General features: G+C 47.3%; 16 protein-coding genes. 8 read left to right on the top strand and 8 right to left on the bottom strand.

Going from position 1 to position 20,127, the window contains the following annotated elements; translation table 11 throughout:
* The first annotated feature begins 10 nt into the window (after window positions 1-10).
* Complete coding sequence (locus ABTV53_RS28390) at window positions 11-1,135, top strand: SGNH/GDSL hydrolase family protein (RefSeq protein WP_433749021.1); 1,125 nt, start codon at window positions 11-13, stop codon at window positions 1,133-1,135.
* Between the two features lie 124 nt (window positions 1,136-1,259).
* Here the strand turns inward: ABTV53_RS28390 and ABTV53_RS28385 are convergent, their stop codons facing one another.
* Window positions 1,260-1,826 (bottom strand): dihydrofolate reductase family protein, encoded by a 567-nt coding sequence (locus ABTV53_RS28385; RefSeq protein ID WP_433749018.1) that lies wholly within the window; start codon window positions 1,824-1,826, stop codon window positions 1,260-1,262.
* Window positions 1,827-1,895: 69 nt separating this feature from the next.
* Here ABTV53_RS28385 and ABTV53_RS28380 point away from each other — a divergent pair, with 69 nt between their 5' ends.
* The 3 genes from ABTV53_RS28380 to ABTV53_RS28370 all read left to right on the top strand — a co-directional run bounded on the left by ABTV53_RS28380 (window position 1,896) and on the right by ABTV53_RS28370 (window position 4,063).
* Window positions 1,896-2,804 (top strand): helix-turn-helix transcriptional regulator, encoded by a 909-nt coding sequence (locus ABTV53_RS28380; RefSeq protein ID WP_433749015.1) that lies wholly within the window; start codon window positions 1,896-1,898, stop codon window positions 2,802-2,804.
* Between the two features lie 261 nt (window positions 2,805-3,065).
* Window positions 3,066-3,335, top strand: a complete 270-nt coding sequence (locus tag ABTV53_RS28375) for a CD3324 family protein (RefSeq protein WP_433749012.1) — start codon at window positions 3,066-3,068, stop codon at window positions 3,333-3,335.
* A 182-nt stretch (window positions 3,336-3,517) separates the two neighbouring features.
* Window positions 3,518-4,063, top strand: a complete 546-nt coding sequence (locus ABTV53_RS28370; protein ID WP_433749009.1) for a hypothetical protein — start codon at window positions 3,518-3,520, stop codon at window positions 4,061-4,063.
* Between the two features lie 49 nt (window positions 4,064-4,112).
* On the opposite strand, the gene ABTV53_RS28365 is transcribed toward ABTV53_RS28370, so the two are convergent.
* The gene (locus ABTV53_RS28365) at window positions 4,113-4,973 is read right to left on the bottom strand and encodes a GNAT family N-acetyltransferase (RefSeq protein WP_433749006.1); all 861 of its coding nucleotides are present in this window, start codon (window positions 4,971-4,973) and stop codon (window positions 4,113-4,115) included.
* Between the two features lie 276 nt (window positions 4,974-5,249).
* Entirely contained in the window at window positions 5,250-7,118 is a 1,869-nt protein-coding gene (locus ABTV53_RS28360) for an AbfB domain-containing protein (protein WP_433749004.1), read from the bottom strand.
* A gap of 362 nt (window positions 7,119-7,480) precedes the next feature.
* Between ABTV53_RS28360 and ABTV53_RS28355 the strand changes: the two genes are divergently transcribed.
* Window positions 7,481-8,257 carry an SDR family oxidoreductase gene (locus ABTV53_RS28355; protein WP_433749001.1) on the top strand — a complete coding sequence of 259 codons (777 nt, stop codon included), beginning with the start codon at window positions 7,481-7,483 and terminating at the stop codon, window positions 8,255-8,257.
* A gap of 485 nt (window positions 8,258-8,742) precedes the next feature.
* On the opposite strand, the gene ABTV53_RS28350 is transcribed toward ABTV53_RS28355, so the two are convergent.
* Both ABTV53_RS28350 and ABTV53_RS28345 read right to left on the bottom strand, forming a co-directional pair.
* Window positions 8,743-10,188 carry a DEAD/DEAH box helicase gene (locus tag ABTV53_RS28350; protein ID WP_433754366.1) on the bottom strand — a complete coding sequence of 482 codons (1,446 nt, stop codon included), beginning with the start codon at window positions 10,186-10,188 and terminating at the stop codon, window positions 8,743-8,745.
* Window positions 10,189-10,428: 240 nt separating this feature from the next.
* A complete protein-coding gene (locus ABTV53_RS28345; RefSeq protein WP_433748998.1) occupies window positions 10,429-10,590 on the bottom strand; it encodes a hypothetical protein in 162 nt (53 codons plus the stop codon).
* 334 nt (window positions 10,591-10,924) lie between these two features.
* Between ABTV53_RS28345 and ABTV53_RS28340 the strand changes: the two genes are divergently transcribed.
* A complete protein-coding gene (locus ABTV53_RS28340; protein ID WP_433748995.1) occupies window positions 10,925-11,863 on the top strand; it encodes a macrolide 2'-phosphotransferase in 939 nt (312 codons plus the stop codon).
* Between the two features lie 89 nt (window positions 11,864-11,952).
* Here the strand turns inward: ABTV53_RS28340 and ABTV53_RS28335 are convergent, their stop codons facing one another.
* Window positions 11,953-14,076 carry a 5'-nucleotidase C-terminal domain-containing protein gene (locus ABTV53_RS28335; RefSeq protein ID WP_433754365.1) on the bottom strand — a complete coding sequence of 708 codons (2,124 nt, stop codon included), beginning with the start codon at window positions 14,074-14,076 and terminating at the stop codon, window positions 11,953-11,955.
* Window positions 14,077-14,502: 426 nt separating this feature from the next.
* On the opposite strand from ABTV53_RS28335, the gene ABTV53_RS28330 reads away from it, so the two are divergent.
* Complete coding sequence (locus ABTV53_RS28330; RefSeq protein ID WP_091012361.1) at window positions 14,503-15,465, top strand: endo-1,4-beta-xylanase; 963 nt, start codon at window positions 14,503-14,505, stop codon at window positions 15,463-15,465.
* A 184-nt stretch (window positions 15,466-15,649) separates the two neighbouring features.
* On the opposite strand, the gene ABTV53_RS28325 is transcribed toward ABTV53_RS28330, so the two are convergent.
* Together ABTV53_RS28325 and ABTV53_RS28320 are read right to left on the bottom strand one after the other, a co-directional pair.
* Window positions 15,650-16,990, bottom strand: coding sequence for a glycoside hydrolase family 30 protein (locus ABTV53_RS28325; RefSeq protein ID WP_433748992.1), 1,341 nt, complete (start codon window positions 16,988-16,990; stop codon window positions 15,650-15,652).
* Window positions 16,991-17,290: 300 nt separating this feature from the next.
* Window positions 17,291-18,808 carry a leucine-rich repeat domain-containing protein gene (locus ABTV53_RS28320; protein ID WP_433748989.1) on the bottom strand — a complete coding sequence of 506 codons (1,518 nt, stop codon included), beginning with the start codon at window positions 18,806-18,808 and terminating at the stop codon, window positions 17,291-17,293.
* Window positions 18,809-19,187: 379 nt separating this feature from the next.
* On the opposite strand from ABTV53_RS28320, the gene ABTV53_RS28315 reads away from it, so the two are divergent.
* On the top strand, window positions 19,188-20,078 hold the full coding sequence (locus tag ABTV53_RS28315) for a diacylglycerol/lipid kinase family protein (protein ID WP_433754364.1): 891 nt from the start codon (window positions 19,188-19,190) through the stop codon (window positions 20,076-20,078).
* Window positions 20,079-20,127 lie beyond the last annotated feature (49 nt).

The following is a 20,127-nucleotide window of genomic DNA, read 5'->3' as shown; positions in this document are numbered from 1 at the left end:
GGTTTGCATCGTGATAACTAATGAGAGTTTAAAGTTATATGGTCTGTCTGAGATCGACCATCTCAAAGTGCATGGCAGAACAACTGGAGAGCGATCGCCGTTGACGTTATTTTGGACGGGGAGTGCAGTCGAACTCAATGTACGGGGCTCCGAACTATGGGTTGAGGTAGAGTCCCAATATGATATCTATGAGTCATGGATCAGTATTCTGATCAATGATGTTCCGGTGAGCAGACAGATGTTAACGGCGGGAAGATACTGGGTCTGTGTATTTCGGGGGATGAACGCGGATGTGGTGAAGAATGTTCGGATCGTTAAGGATGTTCAAGCGATGAGTGGTGACGCGGGTTGCTCTTTGCAGATTCATGCGGTGAAATCGGATGGAGCGTTCATGCCTGTGCAGGAAAAACCGTACAAGATCGAGTTCATCGGTGACAGCATTACATCTGGTGAAGGTGCAATTGGGGCTAAAACGGAGGAAGATTGGATTCCGATGTGGTTCAGCGCCATACATAATTATACGTATATGACAGCAGAAACACTGAATGCAGAATACCGGGTCATCTCGCAAAGTGGCTGGGGTGTGCTGACAAGCTGGGATAACAATCCGAAAGGGAATATCCCCGATGTGTACGAACAGGTCTGCGGTCTGCTTGCCAGTGAACGTAACGAAGCGCTAGGCGCAGGAGATGAGCATGATTTTAGTTCGTGGCAGCCGGATGTGGTCGTTGTGAACCTGGGCAGCAATGATGGGGGTGCATTTCAGTCACCTGAGTGGAAAGATTCCGACACGGGCAAGGTGTACAAGCAGCGATTGAACGAAGATGGTACGTATCATGAAGAGGATTTGGCTGCTTTTGAGAAAGCGGTGGAGCAATTCCTGTTCAAACTTCGAAAAAACAATCCGGCGGCACATCTCATATGGGCGTATGGCATGCTTGGTTTTCCCATGATGCCTGCCATCTACCGTGCGGTTGATGCGTATACAAAGGGGACAGGAGATCGCAAGGTTACGATTATCCAGCTTCCCGATACAACCGAAGAGACGGTAGGGGCGCGCACCCATCCAGGTGAGTTATCTCACCGTAGGACGGCAGAGGTGTTGGCGGAATATGTACGAGGCATGCTAGGATAGCCTGAAATAGGGTCATGGAAAGAACACTCTTTTATGAACGGTACCCCAATGGTTAGATATGTGATGTGTCTCACTGTATGGGGGCAGTTCATCCTAAGAGTGGTCTGTTCCTTTTCCGCATGATCTAGATATTCAAGGGTGTGTCCTCTGTATCATTGTTCTGTACCTTATAACGAATCGAGATAATCTGTCCGAGCGTCTGAGTTCGGATCATTTTGAATTGACTTGGCACAGTGCCTGTTGGGAATAAGGGGATGCCTTCACCAAGAACTTTCGGAATGATGGCGACTTCAATCTCATCCAGTAATTTTTGGGCTAACACAGCTTCAACCAGTATGCCGCCACCCACAATCCACACATCTCCATCAGAATTCTGCTTTAATCGGGGGATGAGTGTATCTAACGTCTCGGTTGTAAATTGTACATGTGGAGCGGGCGGTTGTTCCGAGCGGGACAGCACATACGTTGGCCGATCCGCATAAAGGAACTCCTCAGAAAGTGTGAGCACCTCCTCATACGTATAACGTCCCATAACGACGCTACCAATCGTCTGATAAAAGTCAGCATACCCGTTATCTCCACCGTCACCCTCCACATCAAATAACCAATCCACCGAACCGTCCAGCCTAGCAATATATCCATCCAAACTCATTGCAATGTACAAAATGGTTTTGTTATTCTTCATGTTCATCGCTCCCTTCTACAATGTATGATACACTTTAACTATGACAAAAGTTGACGTAGTTAGGGTGTTGAATTCATGAATAATCGGAAGCTGGCGATCATGCGCCTGATGGATTCCAGACAGAAGTTCACCGCCCGGGAACTGGCAGAACGATTTGACGTATCGGTACGTACGATCCAGCGAGATCTGGATGCATTGCAGGCAATGGGTTTTCCCTTGTACACCGAAGTTGGTGTGAACGGGGGATATCGGGTGTTGCCCAATCGGATTCTGCCACCTCTTCAACTGACACAGCAGGAGGCATTAGGGCTATTTATGATGCTGGAATATCTACAGCAAGTCCCGGATTTTCCGTACGGTTCCATGCGTGAACATCTGGCTGAACAGTATTTCTCCACTTTGCCTTCGGATGTACAGGACCTGATTATGCGAATGAGAGAGCATATCACCTTTGTCCAGCACCCCGGTGAGCATGCCGAACCTTTAACAACCGAGATATTGGGTGCAGCGGTAGAAAAGAGAGAAATCCAGTTTGAGTATCATGCCCGTAGTGGTCGTAAAAAAGTCCGGGTGTTCCCATATGGCATTTACTATGAGCAGGGGCATTGGTACATGCCAGCACGGCATAAGGATCGCGTATTGTTGTACCGTGTGGATCGCATGCGGCGGTTGGTTGTTATGGATTCAACGGATGAATCTATTCCGAGTCTGAAGGCATGGCTAGATGCCAAAGAAGACAGAGAAAGCGTAGAAGCGGTGCTGCATTTCACGGAATTTGGAGCGAGGATTGCTGCGTCAGATGTGTTGTTCAAGTCGGTTCAAGGCCATGAGTGGCGCGGACTTGTTCCGCCGGAGGAGTTTTCTTTTACAGCGCGAAAATTACTCTCCTATGGTCCGGAAGTGAAAGTGATCTCGCCCCCTGAATTAATGCAACAGGTTAGAGAGTTGCTGGAACGGAGTTTAAGCCAATATATCGACGAGTAGAAGGATATACGGTTCTGGCATGGAAGATATAGGAGTACCATCTAAAGTAACCTGATCTTCATTACTGAATGGGGGGCTACCATGATTCGATCCATAAGAAGTTTCACGATCCGCTCTATGCAGAGTCCATGTGATGAACAACGGCGGTTGTTTGCATAGAGCCTGAAATCCACTTCCGCCTAACCATTATATCGAATATCCATGCGTTCATCGTACGACTCTGCTGCCTTAAAGATTTTAACTTTTAAGGAGTGGAGCCACATGAAATATATTAATGCGGATACAATCTTCCCGGAAGAATTGCTTCGAGAAATACAGCGTCATATCCCTGGTGGCTTAATCTATATTCCGAGGCCCAAGGATGCCCATAAGAAGTGGGGCGAGAACTCGGGTGGCAGAAGGCTTGTGCAGGAACGGAACAACGAGATTCGCCAGCTGTTCACCGCAGGTAGGACCATTGATCAGCTTGCAGAGCAATACTGTTTATCCATGGATAGCATCAAGAAAATTGTATATGGCAAAAAGGGATGAAACTATAAGCTGCGTTCGAGCAATCGAATGTGGCTTTTTCCTGTAAGAATAAAGAATGGTTATTAAAGGTTTTTTACATATTCGAGGTTGTTAACTACGCGTACAATTAAATTGACGGTATTAGGATGCGCGTTGAGAGTTGTTGAAATACGTCTTCAAATCATCTGGTGAGGTTGGTGTATATGCATATAGAAGTGAAATTAACGAATAAGGACGAGGCGTATGTGATTAAAAATATGTACCCGCTATATCTTCATGATCTATCCGGTCATTACGGTCTGGGTGGAGAGCATACCCCGAATGAACACGGCATTTTCGAACCAAGTCCTGATTATAAAACGTTACAGGATCAGTATGATGTGCAGAACATCTGGTGGGAACAACCAGAGTGTCTTTATCCATTACTGATGATTGTAGATGGCATTCCAGCTGGGTTTGCATTCGTAGCCACGCCACCTCATTGCTCACAAGGAATAGATTTCTTCGTACATGAATTCTTTCTGATGCAGCCGTTTCGAGGTGTAGGCGTGGCTGAACATGCGGCATCAACGATCTTCGGGATGTTTAGAGGAAACTGGGAGTTGTTCACCAATCCATCGGAGAACAATAAGATTGGCCAATCTTTTTGGCGGAAAACAGTGGCTAATTATACCGAAGGTAACTATCGGGAAATGTACGGGCATACGTTCGATGGCTATAAATTGATTTTCCAATTCTCCAATATATAAAGAGAGAGAGACTGTCTCCTTTTGAGGAAAATGATCTCTCCACTGCCTTCTATAGATTGCCGCTGAAATAGTGATACTCGGAATTCACTTCAAAACCAACACTGCGGTACAGATTCAAAGCACGTTCGTTCTCGGTAACAACGGATAGGCGAATATCTGTATAGTGCTGTTTTCTTAGGAGATTCACCAGGCTACTAAGTGTAGCTCGGCCCAGTTTCCGTCCCTGATAAGCAGGCAGGATGCAGAAATTATGAATAAATGCGGTTGTTGCATTGACGGCGTTAACTCGTACCATCCCGACAGGCTGTTGCTCCTGCCATGTAATATAGGTGACTCGGCTGGGTTCGTTCGTTTGCATGAAGTATTCCCGTGTCCAATCCTCTGACTCTCCAAAGGCCTGGGATGAACAAGTGATCATAAACTCCATATCCTTAATTTCTGCCACGGACAACGTTAGTTCGGGCAGTTCAACCATTGGAAGAACTTCATTCACAAGTTGCATGGAGTACTCCGCACGATCATAACTGGCTCCAAGGGAAACGGCAGTATGAACACCCGGAGATAAGCCCTGTGGAACGCGATAACTGAGCTGGTTAATCCCCTGTGGTTTCATGTCCAGGATGGCCCGTTTCAGTAGGCTGCGGAACACACCTTGGCGACGATAATGCGGATGTACGATGGCATTAATATTCCCGGTTACGCCGTCGGATGGATACCAACTGAGGAGTCCTGCCAAATCACCGTCGCGATAACAGAGGAGCGCATGGTCGCCGTCTTTTTTGCTAATATGATCAAGGTCTGCCTTCAGATGCACGGAATCGAGTTGTTTACATTGTTGTTCGAGTAAAATAATAGCTTCAATCTGTTCCTTGGAATCATAGATCATAGGAACGACTTGATATGTTGACATAGCTTTCACACCTTCATTGTTGAAGGAAACACGCAGTTATTGGACCCACAGGCGCTATCCTTCGAGATTCGGTCCACTTCCCGATGACTATAACATAATCTATTACGAAGATGACACCCATTGGATGTAATTCACTGTCTGTTCAGGTGCGCCCATAAACTGGACAGAGTTCAAGTCCATTCCGCTATCGGGCGATATCACCTTTTTGCAGGATAAGGGAGAATGGCGCATTCAGGATGATACGTACAACAGGGATCTTATCTCCAATTATTTTGCTTAGAAATTAGTCCGCCCAAAAGTGGCATCACCCTTCACTGTCACACTGCTGGCTGCGTTTACCGCATCCAACTGCAATACATAGTCATAATGGCGGATGTAATATCCGGGCTGACTATACGATTGAAGGGATACTTTGGTACTGTCCGCCCAACCGGGGCTACTTAGGAACGTGGCATCTCCCTTGTAGACGGAAGTGTTTGCATAGGCTTCTAATACAATTTTGTTGCTGGCATTACGTTTCAGGAAGTAACCCGGGAAATTGATGGACTCCAAGGATATGCCTGTGGAACTCGCTAGACCCGGTACAACGCGGAACTGGGAGTCCAGAGCAGGAGAGACATTGGAATCAATGCGTGCGATGTAGTTGGCATGACGGATGAATCGATCCGGAACGTTGTGTGAACTGAAACGGCTGTAACCTGTGGCTTCCGGTGTGGCAGGACCCAACATTTTGATCTCATGCAGGGTTGGGGTGTACCAGTTCCCCGGATTATTCCACAAGACGGCGTTCACCATATTGATCCGTACATAACGGGCAGTGAAATGCACGGCATCCGTGGTGAAACCATAGGTGAGATTGTTGGTACGATCCAACGTGGAGTAATTGACACCATCGTTGCTAATCTCGATTTTGTATTTGTAATAGCCCTCAGAACCTTTATACATAAACCAGGACGTGTCGATCTCGGTGATGGTCTTTGGTGCACCGAAGTCCACTTGCCACCACGCGGGCCAACTATTGGATGAAGCCACCCACGACGACTGGTAGTTGCCATCATTGACGTTGGATGCAGACGAGCCAGAGGCTGTGGAGCTGGCGATGGCTGTTTTGCCCTGTGCATGGTTGACGAGAGCAGGAGGTGTTACCGTACCTGTTACTGCATCGATATTCCACGTGGTATGCCACTCCAGTGATGCTGTTCCGTTCGAATCATTCAAGGTTAGCGGCAGCCAGATATGTTTATGCTCTCCAATGCTCATCGGATTCCAGCGATCCCCCATGTAGATGTAGGATGTGGTGTTGCTGCCTGTAATCGTGGCAATATCATGAATTTGCGAACCGAAGGCAGATGGATTGCCATATGGCGTAAGCGCAGTCCATGGGCCCGTCATGGAAGTTGCTGTAGCGTATGCACCCTGATTCGGATACCAGCCAGCGGCTTGGGAGGTGAAGAGGTAGTAGCGGTTTCCTTTTTTCACAACCGCAGGTGCCTCACGATAGGCGTTCTCGAACAGCCAGCCCTCGAAGGATTGTACTCCGGTGTAACTTGCATTCATTTTGAAAATAGCCATCGTATCATTGGCGCCGCCATTCTTGCGTGAAGCAGTAACCAGATAACCGGTGCCATCTGTATCAACAAAGACAGTCATGTCACGGGATTCATAATTCATTGGGCGGAAGCTGCCCTCATAGGTGAATTTGCCATTCGGGGTATTGCTTGTTGCAACCGCTACACGGCCGAGGTTGTAGTCCGTACCGTTCTCATAGTGTGCCCAGAGCACATACTGGTTGGTTGATGCATTAAAGATGACTTTGGGGCGTTCGATCTTGCTGGAGGCCAGCTCGGTTGCGGAATCTTTCGTCAGGATGGCGTTGCTGAAAGTCCAGTTCTTCAGATCGGTGGAGGTGTAGACGTTCACACTGTCGAACTTGCCGCCCACCGTATGTTCACCGTACAGATAATACGTTGAGCCGACCTGCAGAATGTTGCCGCTGTTCGCATGGATGGGATTGCCCGCGGTGTCGAGCCAGTCGGTGCCATTGGTTATCGTGACACTTGCTGCGCTTGTTCGTTCAGAATGAAGTCCAAACAGGGTGAACGTGAGTGCAAAGACCAGAAACCAGACGGCTTTCCTGTTACCCATTACATACACCTCCACAGAGAATAGAAATATAATAGCGATTTCATTTTTATTGTAGTTGATTTACAATCTTTCGCAAGTGAACATTTCAATGAGAGATGAAATTAGCAGCAGGTAGAGGACAAGAGCAGCAAGAGCGAGGGCACAAATGCAGAATGAAAATGAAACTGCCTAGTGTCATTAGGAGGTCCAGCCAACGAACCTGCTGGAGCTTCGGCCCGACTCGGAGGGTATACGGATATGATCTTTATCGCTGAACGGAGTGTCCGTGCCGGAATAGGAGAGCAATATTTTGTATGTCGTCTCGTGATATAACTGTCATGTGCCCGTGACGGGTGCTACTTATTCAGTAGGGGGATAACGTTATGAACGAGATATGCAGAAGACTTGAAGGGCAGATGGCCTTGGTAACAGGAGCAAGCAGAGGCATCGGTCTCAGTATTGCTATGCGTCTAGCACAGGAGGGTGCATATGTGCTTGTGCACTTCGGGAAACGACAAGACGAAGCGGAGCAGGTTGTGCGGCATATTACAGAACATGGTGGACGGGCGCAATCCATTGGAGCGGATTTGCGCACGCTGGATGGAATTCATGCATTATTTGCACAGGTCGATGATGCTGTTCGGAAGCATGGACGAGATGGCAGGCTGGATATTTTGGTAAATAATGCAGGCATCGGGCAGATTCTTGGTCTGGAGGAGACGACAGAAGCTTCCTTCGACGAAGTGATGAACATAAATGTCAAAGCCCCCCTGTTTGTAAGCCAGCAGGCCGTTCCGCGTCTGCGGGATGGCGGGCGAATCATTAATATTTCTTCTTTTGTTACACGAGTGGCTTCCCCGGGCGTGTTCGCCTATAGCATGACGAAGGGGGCGGTGGATACCTTCACCAAGCTACTGGCGAAAGAGCTGGGAAGTCGCCAGATTACGGTCAACGCGATCCAGCCGGGCATTATTAATACCGAGATGAATGCAGGCACACTCACGAACCCGCAAGGACAGGCATATGCAGCAGGTTTGTCTGTTCTTAATCGATGGGGAGAGCCGGAGGATGTCGCAGATGTAGCTGCATTTCTTGCGTCAGCAGACAGCCGCTGGGTTACCGGACAATGTCTCGATGCCAGTGGGGGATCGCATCTATAACATGTGAAGTGTATACAAGGATTGGGGAAGAACGGATTTATGAATCACTTTGTAATCGAGGGGAATGCTCAGATGTTCTTCTGGAGGAGGGGGGGATTCAGCATAGTCAGCTCAATGAATGTGCTTGATTATGGGTATGACGGGTGCAGACGCTAAGTTAGGTGCGCTAGGTGCGAATGCCCTGTTCCAACGTTGTTCGTGGCTGTTGATCCGCCAGAGCTTGCAGTGTGATGGGCTCCATGTAACGCTGCTCCATATAATGTATCACTTGAACTGACAGGATCAGGGATAATAATTCTCAACGTAAAGAGCAAACAAGGGATAACGACCTGCTATTGGCCTGTTATCCCTTGTTTTGTAACCGGATGAGGTAGATCTGTTGCCTGGTATGATTTTTCTATCTTTTTGTTGCGTTTGCGTAGTTCTCTTTGAATGGTAGCTGCACGGTCCAGCTACCATTGAATCGAATTTTCGATGTGATCCTGCTATTTATGACCTTTGCGAACCTTGAGCTGCATCTTTTTGATCGTTGTGTTTTGCATGAGCTCCAGTACGAGTGGGCCTTTGCCGTTCAGGATCTCCACATCGGTCACATTGTCCTGAATGGTAATGATCCCGATGTCATCAGCCGTAACGCCTTCAAGCTTGGCGATGGTACCGACAAAGTCTACGGCACGAAGTTTCTTCTTCTTGCCTCCGTTGAAGTTCAGCTTCATGATCTGTTGGTTCAGCTGTTCACGTTTGTCCTTTTTACGTTCAGGCACGATCTTCAATCGCTTCTCGAAATCTTCTCTGCGGCGATCCACAGCTTCTTCGGAAGGTGCTTTAACGACAGGGATTTCGAATCCAATATAGGATTCAATCTCCGCCAGACGTCTGCCATCTTTCGGTGTAATCAACGTAATGGCTTTACCTGTTTTGCCTGCGCGCCCCGTACGGCCTGTGCGGTGCACATATCCCTCTTTTTCCAAAGGAATATCGTAGTTGATGACATGAGTAATATTGGTGATATCGATACCACGTGCAGCTACATCCGTCGCGATCAGATAACGGAATTGTCCCCGTCGGAATGCGTTCATTACTTCGATCCGCTCATCCTGCTCCATACCACCATGGATACGATCTGCTGGATAGTCAAGGTCAGCCATGACCCGGAACAGCTTATCTACATTCTCTTGCGTACGGCAGAACACGATACAACTGTCTGGATTCTCTACAATGAACAGGTCCTGAAGCAACGCGGTTTTGTTCACCTCTGGCACGTGAATCACAGCATGTTCGATGGTGGCAGTTGTCAGTCCACTGGCCTTGATCTCGATCTCTACCGGGTTGTTCATGTATTTGCGTGACAGCTTGGCTACATCTTCAGGGAACGTAGCGGAGAACAACATCGTTACTCGCTCCTGCGGCAGCTTCTGAATGATGGACTGTACCGTCTCGATAAAGCCCATATTCAACATCTCATCGGCCTCGTCAATAACGAGATAGGCGATCCGTTCGAGTGGCAGCGTGCCACGTTCGATATGATCCAGTACCCGACCAGGTGTACCTACAGCGACATGTGTTCTTTGTTTTAACTCTGCTTTTTGGATATGAAAAGGGGACTGTCCGTATAGTGCGGTTGCTTTAATACGCTTAAAGCGACCGATATTCGTAATATCTTCGTTAACCTGCAAAGCCAGTTCCCGGGTTGGGGTAAGAATCAAAGCCTGCGGCTTATTCTCATTCCAATCCACCAGCTCGCAGAGCGGAATGCCGTATGCGGCGGTTTTACCACTGCCAGTCTGTGATTTGACCACCAGATCCTGATTCTCCAGTGCTACCGGAATAACTTTGGTTTGAACCTCGGTTGGTGTCTCATAGCCCAGACTATCCAGTGCTTTTACGATCTCTTCACCAAGTCCATAATCTTTAAATTGTTGCTCGCTCATCATTTACCTCTTTTGCGTTAGTTTTGAATACTCTACATACAAGCATTGCACCGTACATTTTTCGTATACCTCTTCATTATACTCTATATGCAGGCAGGCTAACGGAGTAAATGCTTCAAGTGTGTAAATTGTTTTCATGATTTCTGATTTGAGGGAGCAACCACCCGTTGCTGCTCGGAGGGGAATGTGTATCATAACGTTCCACGTGAAACGAAATGTATCGGCGTATTTTGCTTGGTGTTAATGAATGATCATCTTCACAGCCTTGGTTTGGGGAGGGTAAGATTGAGCGATTATTCCATTGATCCACACTTCTGCACTTCGACCAACGAGTGTCTCATCCAAAGAGACGGTGACAATCTCTTCTTCGATGATGAGTTTGGCGTTAAGAATCAAAATCATTCGATTCAGTCTGGCACTGAAATTTGGAATATGTTAGCATATGGGTAACTTACTGAACGGAGGGATACGTGTGCAAAATTTTTCCCGATTGAGATAGTGTGGCGAAAAACGTCTGTTTACGCTTGCTGTTTACTGCCTGTGTGCAGTTCATCGGGATCGGTTTGCCATTTTACACGTATGCCGCTAGTCGTCGTGAAAGAATCACTCTTTGGAGTGGTTCTTTGATGTACTACTATTTTTTGTGAGCATTCAGGTATGCCAACATCCGAAATGAACTGCACAGGCGAACATGTCTGTGTTTTTTATTTTATTCAGGAAAAGGGGAATACCTGATATGACAAAACCGAACTTGAATGAGAGTTTGGCAATTCATAAGGAACTATTATCTTTAGCAAAACAGAACGGACTTCTTATTGTTGAGAAATCCTTGGAGATCAACGAGTCGGGTATGGATTTTCGAGTAGCATTTGCCACGGATGAAGAAGGCCGCAGATGGGTTTTGCGCCAGCCGCGACGGAAAGACGTGTGGGAGCGAGCCGAGAATGAGCGCAAGGTGCTGGATGTGGTCCGAGGAAATATACCCGCACAAGTACCGGATTGGAGGATCTTCATGCCAGAGTTGATAGCTTATCCTTTACTTGATGGTGATCCGATCGCAGTTGTGGATCCCGCAGGGGGAGGGTATGTATGGCGATTCCCTCAGGAGAGCTTATCGGATACATTCCTGGATTCACTGGCTACGACTCTCGCCACGCTGCATAACATCGATCCCGACAAGGCGAAGAAAGGTGGAGTGCGGATCAAGACGCCAATGGAAGCTCGCAAAGAATTTGCAGCCAATATAGAGGAGGTTAAGCAGAACTTTACGGTGCCAACCAAGCTAGTTGAACGGTGGACGGTATGGCTTTCTGTAGGTAGTTATTGGCCTCAGCACTCGGCGTTCATCCATGGTGATCTGCATCCCCCGCATATTATTGTCGATGATGCCCAGCGAGTAACTGGACTTATTGATTGGACGGAAGCGGAGATTGCAGATCCGGGTAAGGACTTTGTCATCTACTATGCACTCTTTCAGGAGGATGGGCTGCGTGAGCTTTTGAGTCGTTATGAGAAGGCAGGGGGAAGAACATGGCCCCAGATGCTGGAGCATATTCGGGAGCAGTGGGCAGCCTATCCTGCAATTGTTGCCAAGTTTGCACTAATTACGGGGAAGGAGTCCGACATGGAGATGGCGAGAGGCATGCTTGCGAACTGGGATGTAAAGAGAGGTTGAGCTTAACATAACAAAGGGCGATTCTCACCATGAGTTTCATGGGAGAGTCGCCCTTCCTTTTCGTTAAGGGTGGTGCGTCACGATTGTGCTTATTTCAAAATACTCACATATTTCCCGTATACAAATGCTACACGTCCATCCAGCTTCACTTTTACCCAGCCGTACTTGTCTGTACTGATCACCTCAAGCAGGGTGCCTTTTGGTACGGCAGCAACAACCTTGGCTTTGGATGAAGCGCCAGCGCGTACGTTCAGGTAAGACGCTGTAACCTTGGCTTGGTTGCCTTTGTTGACGGTACCCGGTTTACCAGTGCTTGGTGTTGATGGTTTACCAGGTTTCGACGTGCCTGATGTTGGTTTTGGTACTGTTGGTGTCGTAGGCTTCTCAGGTGTAGGACTAGTTGCTCCCTCGCCACTGCCTGCCGCTTTGCGAGCTTTGTTCAGCTGTTGATAGAATGCTCCTTTGGTTTTCACGCCTGCGAATTGTGCCGTACTCACATTTGCTTTGGCAGATAGTGAATCAATCTCTTCTTGAGTCACCGCATCCAAAATGTTAATGGAGGCAATGTTGGTGTACTTGCCATCCTCCGTTGTTGGCACAGACATAATGCCATCGTTAATTAACTCCACTACATCTGCACGCTCCGGTGCAGTCAGGTCTACGCCGGTGATTTTCCAGTTGTGCTGAATCTTCGGTTCGTAGACACCTTTCATGACATCTTTCAGATAGGCGATGGACAGGTTGCGAATTGTGCCTTGAATCTCCCCAAATGCCGAAGCATCCTTGGAGGACCAGAGCTGTTTGAACTTACGTCCTTCCATGGCGCCGCCTTTGGCAATCAGCGCTTCCATCCGGTAGGCATTCATGCCAAGCTTCAGCGAATCGTCTTCTTTGACGACCGATCCATTGCTGTACTTGAGGTTCGTAATCCGACTGCCGTATGGCTTGGTCAGGTCAATCTCATACGTTACGCCGCCAAAGAAATCATCGGTGCTGTATTTGGAAGCACGTCGTTTTGGATCAAAACTGATCGTCACATCACCCTGGCGTGTGGAGTTGAAGTACCCCGCAGACCACTCCATATAATCCATCAGATCACGTCCGGTTACTTCATATACGCTCACTTCACCAAAGGTGTATTGGTAGTTGAATGCAATATCCTTTTTCTTGATCGGGCCTACATCCAGCTTGGCCTTGTCGTTATCAATCTGGTGCGCGACCACATCGGCTTCACTGTAATGCAACATCACTTCGGTGAAAAAGTCAGACAAAGGGGTTTCCTGGATCTGAACCGCAGGAATGCCTTTAATTTCGTCTGCTGGTACCAGGTTCGTTCCTTTCAGTTCAGCCACTTCAATATTGGCATCTGCACGAGCGAACTCGTGGAATGGATGCAATGTCTCTTCCAGCGCAGGATCGGAGACTTCATATGTTCCGTCTGCTGCTTTCACAGCGAGAGCTTGAGCTTCCTTGCTTTTCAGCACAACTTTGTCGCCGTCTTTTTCAAATGTCAGATCAATTCGTGAAATATGCGAGCCATATTTATTCGGTTCGGAGATTAATACACCGTTAACCGTTTGGGATTCAATTAGTGTATGCATGTGTCCGGCAAAAATGGCAGCCAGCTCCGGGTTGGCATTGGCGATATCCGTAACCCCGGTTCCCGGGTTGCCGTTCTCGTTATCCAATCCCATATGCATGAGTCCAACCATGACATCAACTTTGCCTTTCAGCTCGGCAATGGCCTTCTTGGTCTCTTCCACAGGATCTTTAACGATGATGCCATCCAGGTGATCCGTCCCTTTCTCAAACTCGGTAATCATGGGTGTGTTCATTCCGATAACACCTACTTTGATTCCGTCTTTCTCGATAATCGTATAGGCAGGCATGTAGCGGTCGCCGTTTTCCTTGAAAATGTTACCCACGAGAGGCTGTCCATTGAATTGGGAAGATATCTTCTTCAGTACGTCCAGCCCAAAGTTAAACTCATGGTTACCCATAACCCATGCGTCATACTTCATTTCATTCATTGCAACCATCATGGGAGATTGAGGTTGATCATTGAACAACTCAGCCGAGTTATCCTGAATCATGTCTCCTGCATCCAGCAGGATCGTATTCGGATTCTCCGCACGGACTTTTTTCACAATGGTGTAGAGCTGTGTCATGCTACCGGTTGGGTTTGGACCGTCCAGTGCATAGTCCCAAGGCATGAATCGACCATGAATATCCGATGTACCCAGCAACGTGATCTTGGTTTCCTTGTCTGCCTCAGCAGCCTGAACTGGAGTAGAAGCAAAAGGGGCAAACAAAATGGAGGCACATAAGAGGAATGATAAGGGCCATCCGGCGAAACGTTTCGTTGAAATTTTGCGCATGTTGTAATCTCCCTTGTTATCTAGTGTATGTAAAGATATGTATCATTTCATACTAGATAAACATGTGATGAATGTAAACTCCAATGTAAGAGTTATGTTGGATTTAAGAGAGTGAATCTATAAATAGCTTCAGAAAAATCACTAAATTCTATTTTTTTACAATAAAATACTATAATTTGACAGGTGTTAAAAACCAAAATTATCCAGTAAAATGATGTTTGTAAGCGCTTAACAAAAAATGAATACTAAGGAGGAAAATCATTGATTAAGTCTAAGTGGTTCAAAACAGTCGGCTCATTGGCATTGGTAGGGATTCTCGCTGCTTCTGTTGCGGTTGGTAGTGTGAGTGCTGGTTTGGCGAAAGGTAGCAAATTTCTGGGCAATATTATTGCCAACCAGGTTCCTTCGAATTTTAGCCCATATTGGAATCAGGTAACTCCGGAGAACTCAACCAAGTGGGATGCTATCGAAGGTACACGCAACGTAATGAATTGGGGCCAGGCGGACATGGCGTACAACTATGCTAACAACAATGGATTTCCGTTCAAATTCCATACGCTCGTATGGGGAAATCAACAGCCGAATTGGATTAACAGTCTCTCAGCCGCAGATCAGAAGGCTGAAGTGACCCAATGGATTAAAGCCGCAGGACAGCGGTATTCGAAGTCTGCCTTCGTTGATGTGGTGAATGAACCTCTGCATGCAAAACCATCCTACCGCAATGCCATTGGTGGAGATGGCGCAACGGGTTGGGACTGGGTCATCTGGTCATTCCAACAGGCGAGACAAGCCTTCCCTAACTCCAAATTGTTAATCAACGAATATGGAATTATCGGTGATCCGGCCAAAGCGGACCAATATATCCAGATTATCAACCTTCTGAAGAACAGAGGTCTAGTCGATGGTATTGGAATTCAAGCGCATTACTTCAATATGGACAATGTCTCTGTAAGTACGATGAACACGGTATTGAACAAGCTTGCAGCGACTGGATTGCCAATCTATGTATCCGAGCTGGATATGACAGGTGATGACAATACGCAGTTGCAACGTTATCAGCAGAAATTCCCTGTGCTGTGGAAACACTCTGCGGTTAAAGGTGTGACGCTGTGGGGTTACAACCAGAATCAAACCTGGCAGGCTGGCTCGCACTTGGTCAACAGCAATGGAACAGAACGTCCGGCTATGCAATGGCTGAGAAATTACTTGGCGAACAATCCTTAAGCACGCGTTTGGACGAGTCTGTGCTTCCATGTAAATCGGTTGACTATATAACACAATAGCGCCTGTTCCACATGTTAAGCATGGGAACAAGGCGCTATTTGTGTTAATGCTTTGACTCAACAGTGTTCGGCAATTCATGGTGCAGGAAAGCATTTAATTCGTTTTTAACGATGTGTTGGATTAGTTATTTCGGTTGAATAACCATGCTGTTGAATGAATCGGCTTCCAGCTCCATGTGCAGGGTCTGTCCTTCTTCAATAGTTAGATACAGGTCCCGACGGTCCTGGAATGGATTGTTGATGACAATGACGAGACTGTTATCGGGGTTGCGGAAAGCGACGGATTTACCGCTCCACGTGCCAGACAGGCCGACTCTTCTAGCACCAGGGACAATATGATGTGCGAAATGTTTCATCACATAATACTCGGGGTTCCGAGTAACTACTCTCGTGTCTGGATCTAACGTGATCATGGAGTTCTGTTCCCAGCCCCATGTGCTGCGGCCTTTGGGTTCCAGAACCATGTTCCAGTAGATGTAGGCGTTCACGCCGTTGCTGAAGTAATGCTGGTAGAGATTATATACATATTTGGCATAGTTCCATGAGTTGTTGCCGTCACCGCATTCGTTCTCAGTCTGCATATACCGAAGCTCCGGATAACTTGCCGCGGTACGTTGAATGGCATTTTTGCCAGCCCATTGATACCCAACACCCTTGATATAGGAATAGGCCTTCGGGTCACTCAGGACAAGCCCCGCGTATTCGTCAAAGTCATTTGTTTTTTTCTTAGTCAATTCTTCCCATGGATCAGGAGCGTTGATTGTCCCCAGCCAGATTTCCGTATCCAGACCATGCTTATCAAAAGCCGGGCCCAGATAATCGGCGATAAACTCACGAAGCTGCTCGCCTGTCCACAGGCAAGAAGGGAATTTCTGGTCCGCAATCACTTCGTTCTGCACATGCACCTGATGAATCGTAATGCCTGCTTCGCGATAAGCCTGTACAAATTTTACGAAATACAGGGCGTAAGCCTCCAGAATATCTTTCTCCCAACGAAGCGTGCCATAGTTATAGGCTTTGGGTGATTTCATCCACGTTGGCGGACTCCAAGGGGAGGCGAAGAATTGCAGGTTCGGGTTATACGTCAGAGCTTCCTTGATGTAAGGAATCAGATATTTGAAATCACGTTCGATCGAAAAATGTTCCATGGCCACGTCACCGTCCACCTCGTTGTGGCTGTACCACTGCTCTGCATAATCACTTGCGCCGATCGGCAGGCGGCAGATGTTAAATTTGTGCTCACCCTCCGGATGGAAGAGAGAGTGCAATACCTCATGGCGCTGCTCCTCATTCAAGTGGGACAGAGCCATATAACCAAGCTCGTTGAAACATCCGCCAAACCCTTCGACAAGTTGGTGCTGTTCACCCGTGAGTTTTAAGTTAGCGTTTTCATTAGTCGGCGCAAAAGCTAGCTCTTTCCACGGGCTGTCTTGGGTTGTGGAATAACCAGTGAACGTGAATGTCATGTGAATTTCCTCCTCGCTTGAACTTTAGCTGTCATATATTAGGTTCAGTATAACAACTCCCGCGGCAAAAGAAGATGTACTAAACCATGTGAAATTTACCCTAATCCAAGATGGGGCATCACGAGTTTGTTTTCGCACAAATAGATCGTATACGGTATTTGCTTTTGATCGGTGTTATCCATATACCATTATCCTATGTTATAACACAGCTGTGATAACACAACAAAATCCCCGCTGATTGTTCAGACGGGGACTTTAGCCGTGTTTCTCCTATGGCTGAAAATGAACGTGAGACACAACTTAAGGCTTCACACTCTCACCAAGCTGTTTATTTTCAAAAATCAGAATCGTTTTACTGCTCCCGATGTAACCAACAGAGGTATTGAATTGCTCTGAAATGAAGCGTACCGGTACAAAAGCTTTACCATTTTTCATCAGAAGAGGAGCATCATTGATCGCAAGGGCATCATTCACGATAACTTGTTTGTTGCCCACGCTCCAACGGATGGTCTTGTCATTCTGTGTGATCAAGGCTTCCCGCGTATCGCTGTTCCAGTTCACACTGGCGTTCAAATGCTCCGAGACAAAACGCAGAGGCACATAGGTCCGCCCTTCATCGATAAAAGGTGCAGCATCCAGTGCGTAAGCACGATCCCCGACATAGGCAGTGGTGGACCCTTCAATTAGACGCTGGAAACTACCCTGCGGCGTTCGTTTCTGCTCCCGCACATTCATCCGGTTCAGAAGCTGCATCGTATGACTGCCACTTGCAACATCCAGATAGTTGTTCTGCACCGTGAGTCCAGCAGGCTCAACCTCTGAGACAGAAGTCTGGATACCGGAGGATAACGAGGTGGACGCCGAGATATCTTGTATAGCATTTGTCGCTGACTGATCACGGGTAAACGTAAAACCTGCGATTGGTGTCAGATCCCACACCCGGTTGTTGGATAATTTTAACACGTCCAGGCTGGAAAGCTGCCGTAAAGGTTCCAGATCATAGATCTGATTGGATTCTGTATTCAGTTCCTTCAGCCCAGTCAGTCCCTCAAGCCCCTTGAGGTGTTGTACTTGGTTATTAGAGATATCGAGTGTCCGAAGGCGTGTCATGTGCTCCAGTGGCGTCAGATCTGCAATTTGGTTGCCTGCTACATTCAGATTTCGCAGTGTATTTGGCAGTTCAGCGAGTACGTCCAGCGTCTGAATCTTGTTGTTTGCTACATTGAGTTGTTGAAGCCGGGTTTTACCCATGAGCGGAGTCAGATCGCTAATGGTATTGTTAGAAATCTCAAGCCACTTCAGTGCATCCGCATCCGAGAGGGCTGCAAGACTGTCAATCTGGTTACCGCTGGCGTGGAACGTATGTAATCGGTTGAACCCACGTACAACCTCTATGGATGAAATGGAATTGTTGCTGATATACAGCCGTCCCAAGTCTTTCAATTCAGCAAGTGCGTCTAAGGATGTAATGTAATTATTGCGAACATCGATCTCGCGAAGCCGGGTTAGGTGCTCCAGCGATGTGAGATCCTCAATTTCATTTCCATATAATCGGAGGTGTGTCAGGTTGGTTGCATATTCGAGACCGGACAGGCTGTGAATACCTGCATTGCTTAGATCTACCACCTCAAGCTGCTCCAGATCAGATGAAGTTAGTGGAACATCCAGAGGTTTGTTTAGGATTAGCTTCAGTCCGTCCTCCAAAGCGGGATCTTCAATGATTCCTTCGCCCAAGTCCGTAGTTGTGTAAGCCATGGCTTGCCCCGATGCTCCGAAACTCAGGATGAATACTAGAAATAGTAGCGTCATTCTTCTCATTACATGTATTCCCTCCGATTTTTAGAATTATAAAATAATCCGAACAGATTGAGTTATATAAGTATAGTATTTACACGATACCAGCGATCGGAAGGTTGTTCTACCCACGGCGTGTTCAGTGTGAATTGAAAAGTTTATCATATCCAGTTTCGGCTAAAAGCACATCTATAGTTATTAACCCGTCAACAGGGAAAAGGAACAAGAAATTTCGTAAGGGTATTCCTATACTTCTATTCTATATGAAACAAACCCTGCTCTGCACTCTTCAGAGACAAGTTTATCAAAAATAATTAAACATCTCCCACAGATCCTATTCAACCCGCCCTTGAAACGGGTATAGATGAAGTAAAGATGCCAATTTGGAGGGGAAGATGTGAGTATGCGCCAAGCCATGATCATTAGCAATCCGTCGTCAGGTAAGGAAGAGGCAGAGCAGTATGTGTCCCAAGTCAGAGAAATTCTGGAGTCACAGCAGTATGAGGTGGCGGTTAACGAAACGGCCGGGGAAGGTGATGCGACGGACTATTGTCTGAACGCCTGCAAGGACGGCTGTGATCTGGTCATTTCCATCGGAGGCGACGGGACACTGCATGAGACGATTAATGGCATGATGGATCAGAAACATCGTCCCCGATTGGGCGTTGTACCGCTTGGTACGGTGAATGATTTCGCGCGTGCGATGAATATCTCGCTTGACCCGGAGGAGGCCATTCGGCAGTTACGTTCGGATCAGACCCATATCGTGGATATCGGGAGAATCAATGATCGCCTGTTTGCCAACGTTGTGGCTGCAGGTTCTTTGGCAGAAGCTCTGTTCTCCGTATCCTCGGAAGAGAAGTCGAAGTTGGGATCATTCGCATATCTGAAGGAGGGCTTGAAAGACCTGGTGAATACACCAGTCAATCATCTAACCATCGAGTATGACGGACAGATCTGGGAGGGGGAATCGCCACTTTTTCTGGCGGCGCTGACTAACTCGGTAGGAGGATTCGAGAGGTTGTCCCCGGATGCAGAGGTGGACGATGGTCTGATACATTGTTTTGTTGTTCGTAATATCAGTGTGTTCAACAGTCTGACCTTGGGCACTTCCCTGTTATTTGGCAATCTGAAGGACCATAAGGATGTGGACTATTTTACAGCCAAAGAAGTTCATGTTCGCTCAGAAGAAGCCATTCGCACGAACGTGGATGGTGAGGAAGGTCCTGCCTTGCCTATTAACATCCGTGTCCTGCCAAGGCATATTGAGGTTATCGTACCGGAAGAAGTATAACTTCTTCTTTTGATAATAAGTATAGGCTGGAATCAAGAACCTATCATTT

It is taken from the genome of Paenibacillus amylolyticus (genome assembly GCF_050990605.1).
In the GTDB taxonomy this organism is placed as follows: domain Bacteria; phylum Bacillota; class Bacilli; order Paenibacillales; family Paenibacillaceae; genus Paenibacillus; species Paenibacillus amylolyticus_H.
Note: the sequence above shows the minus strand (reverse complement) of the source record. Positions and strands in the feature narration are given on the sequence as shown.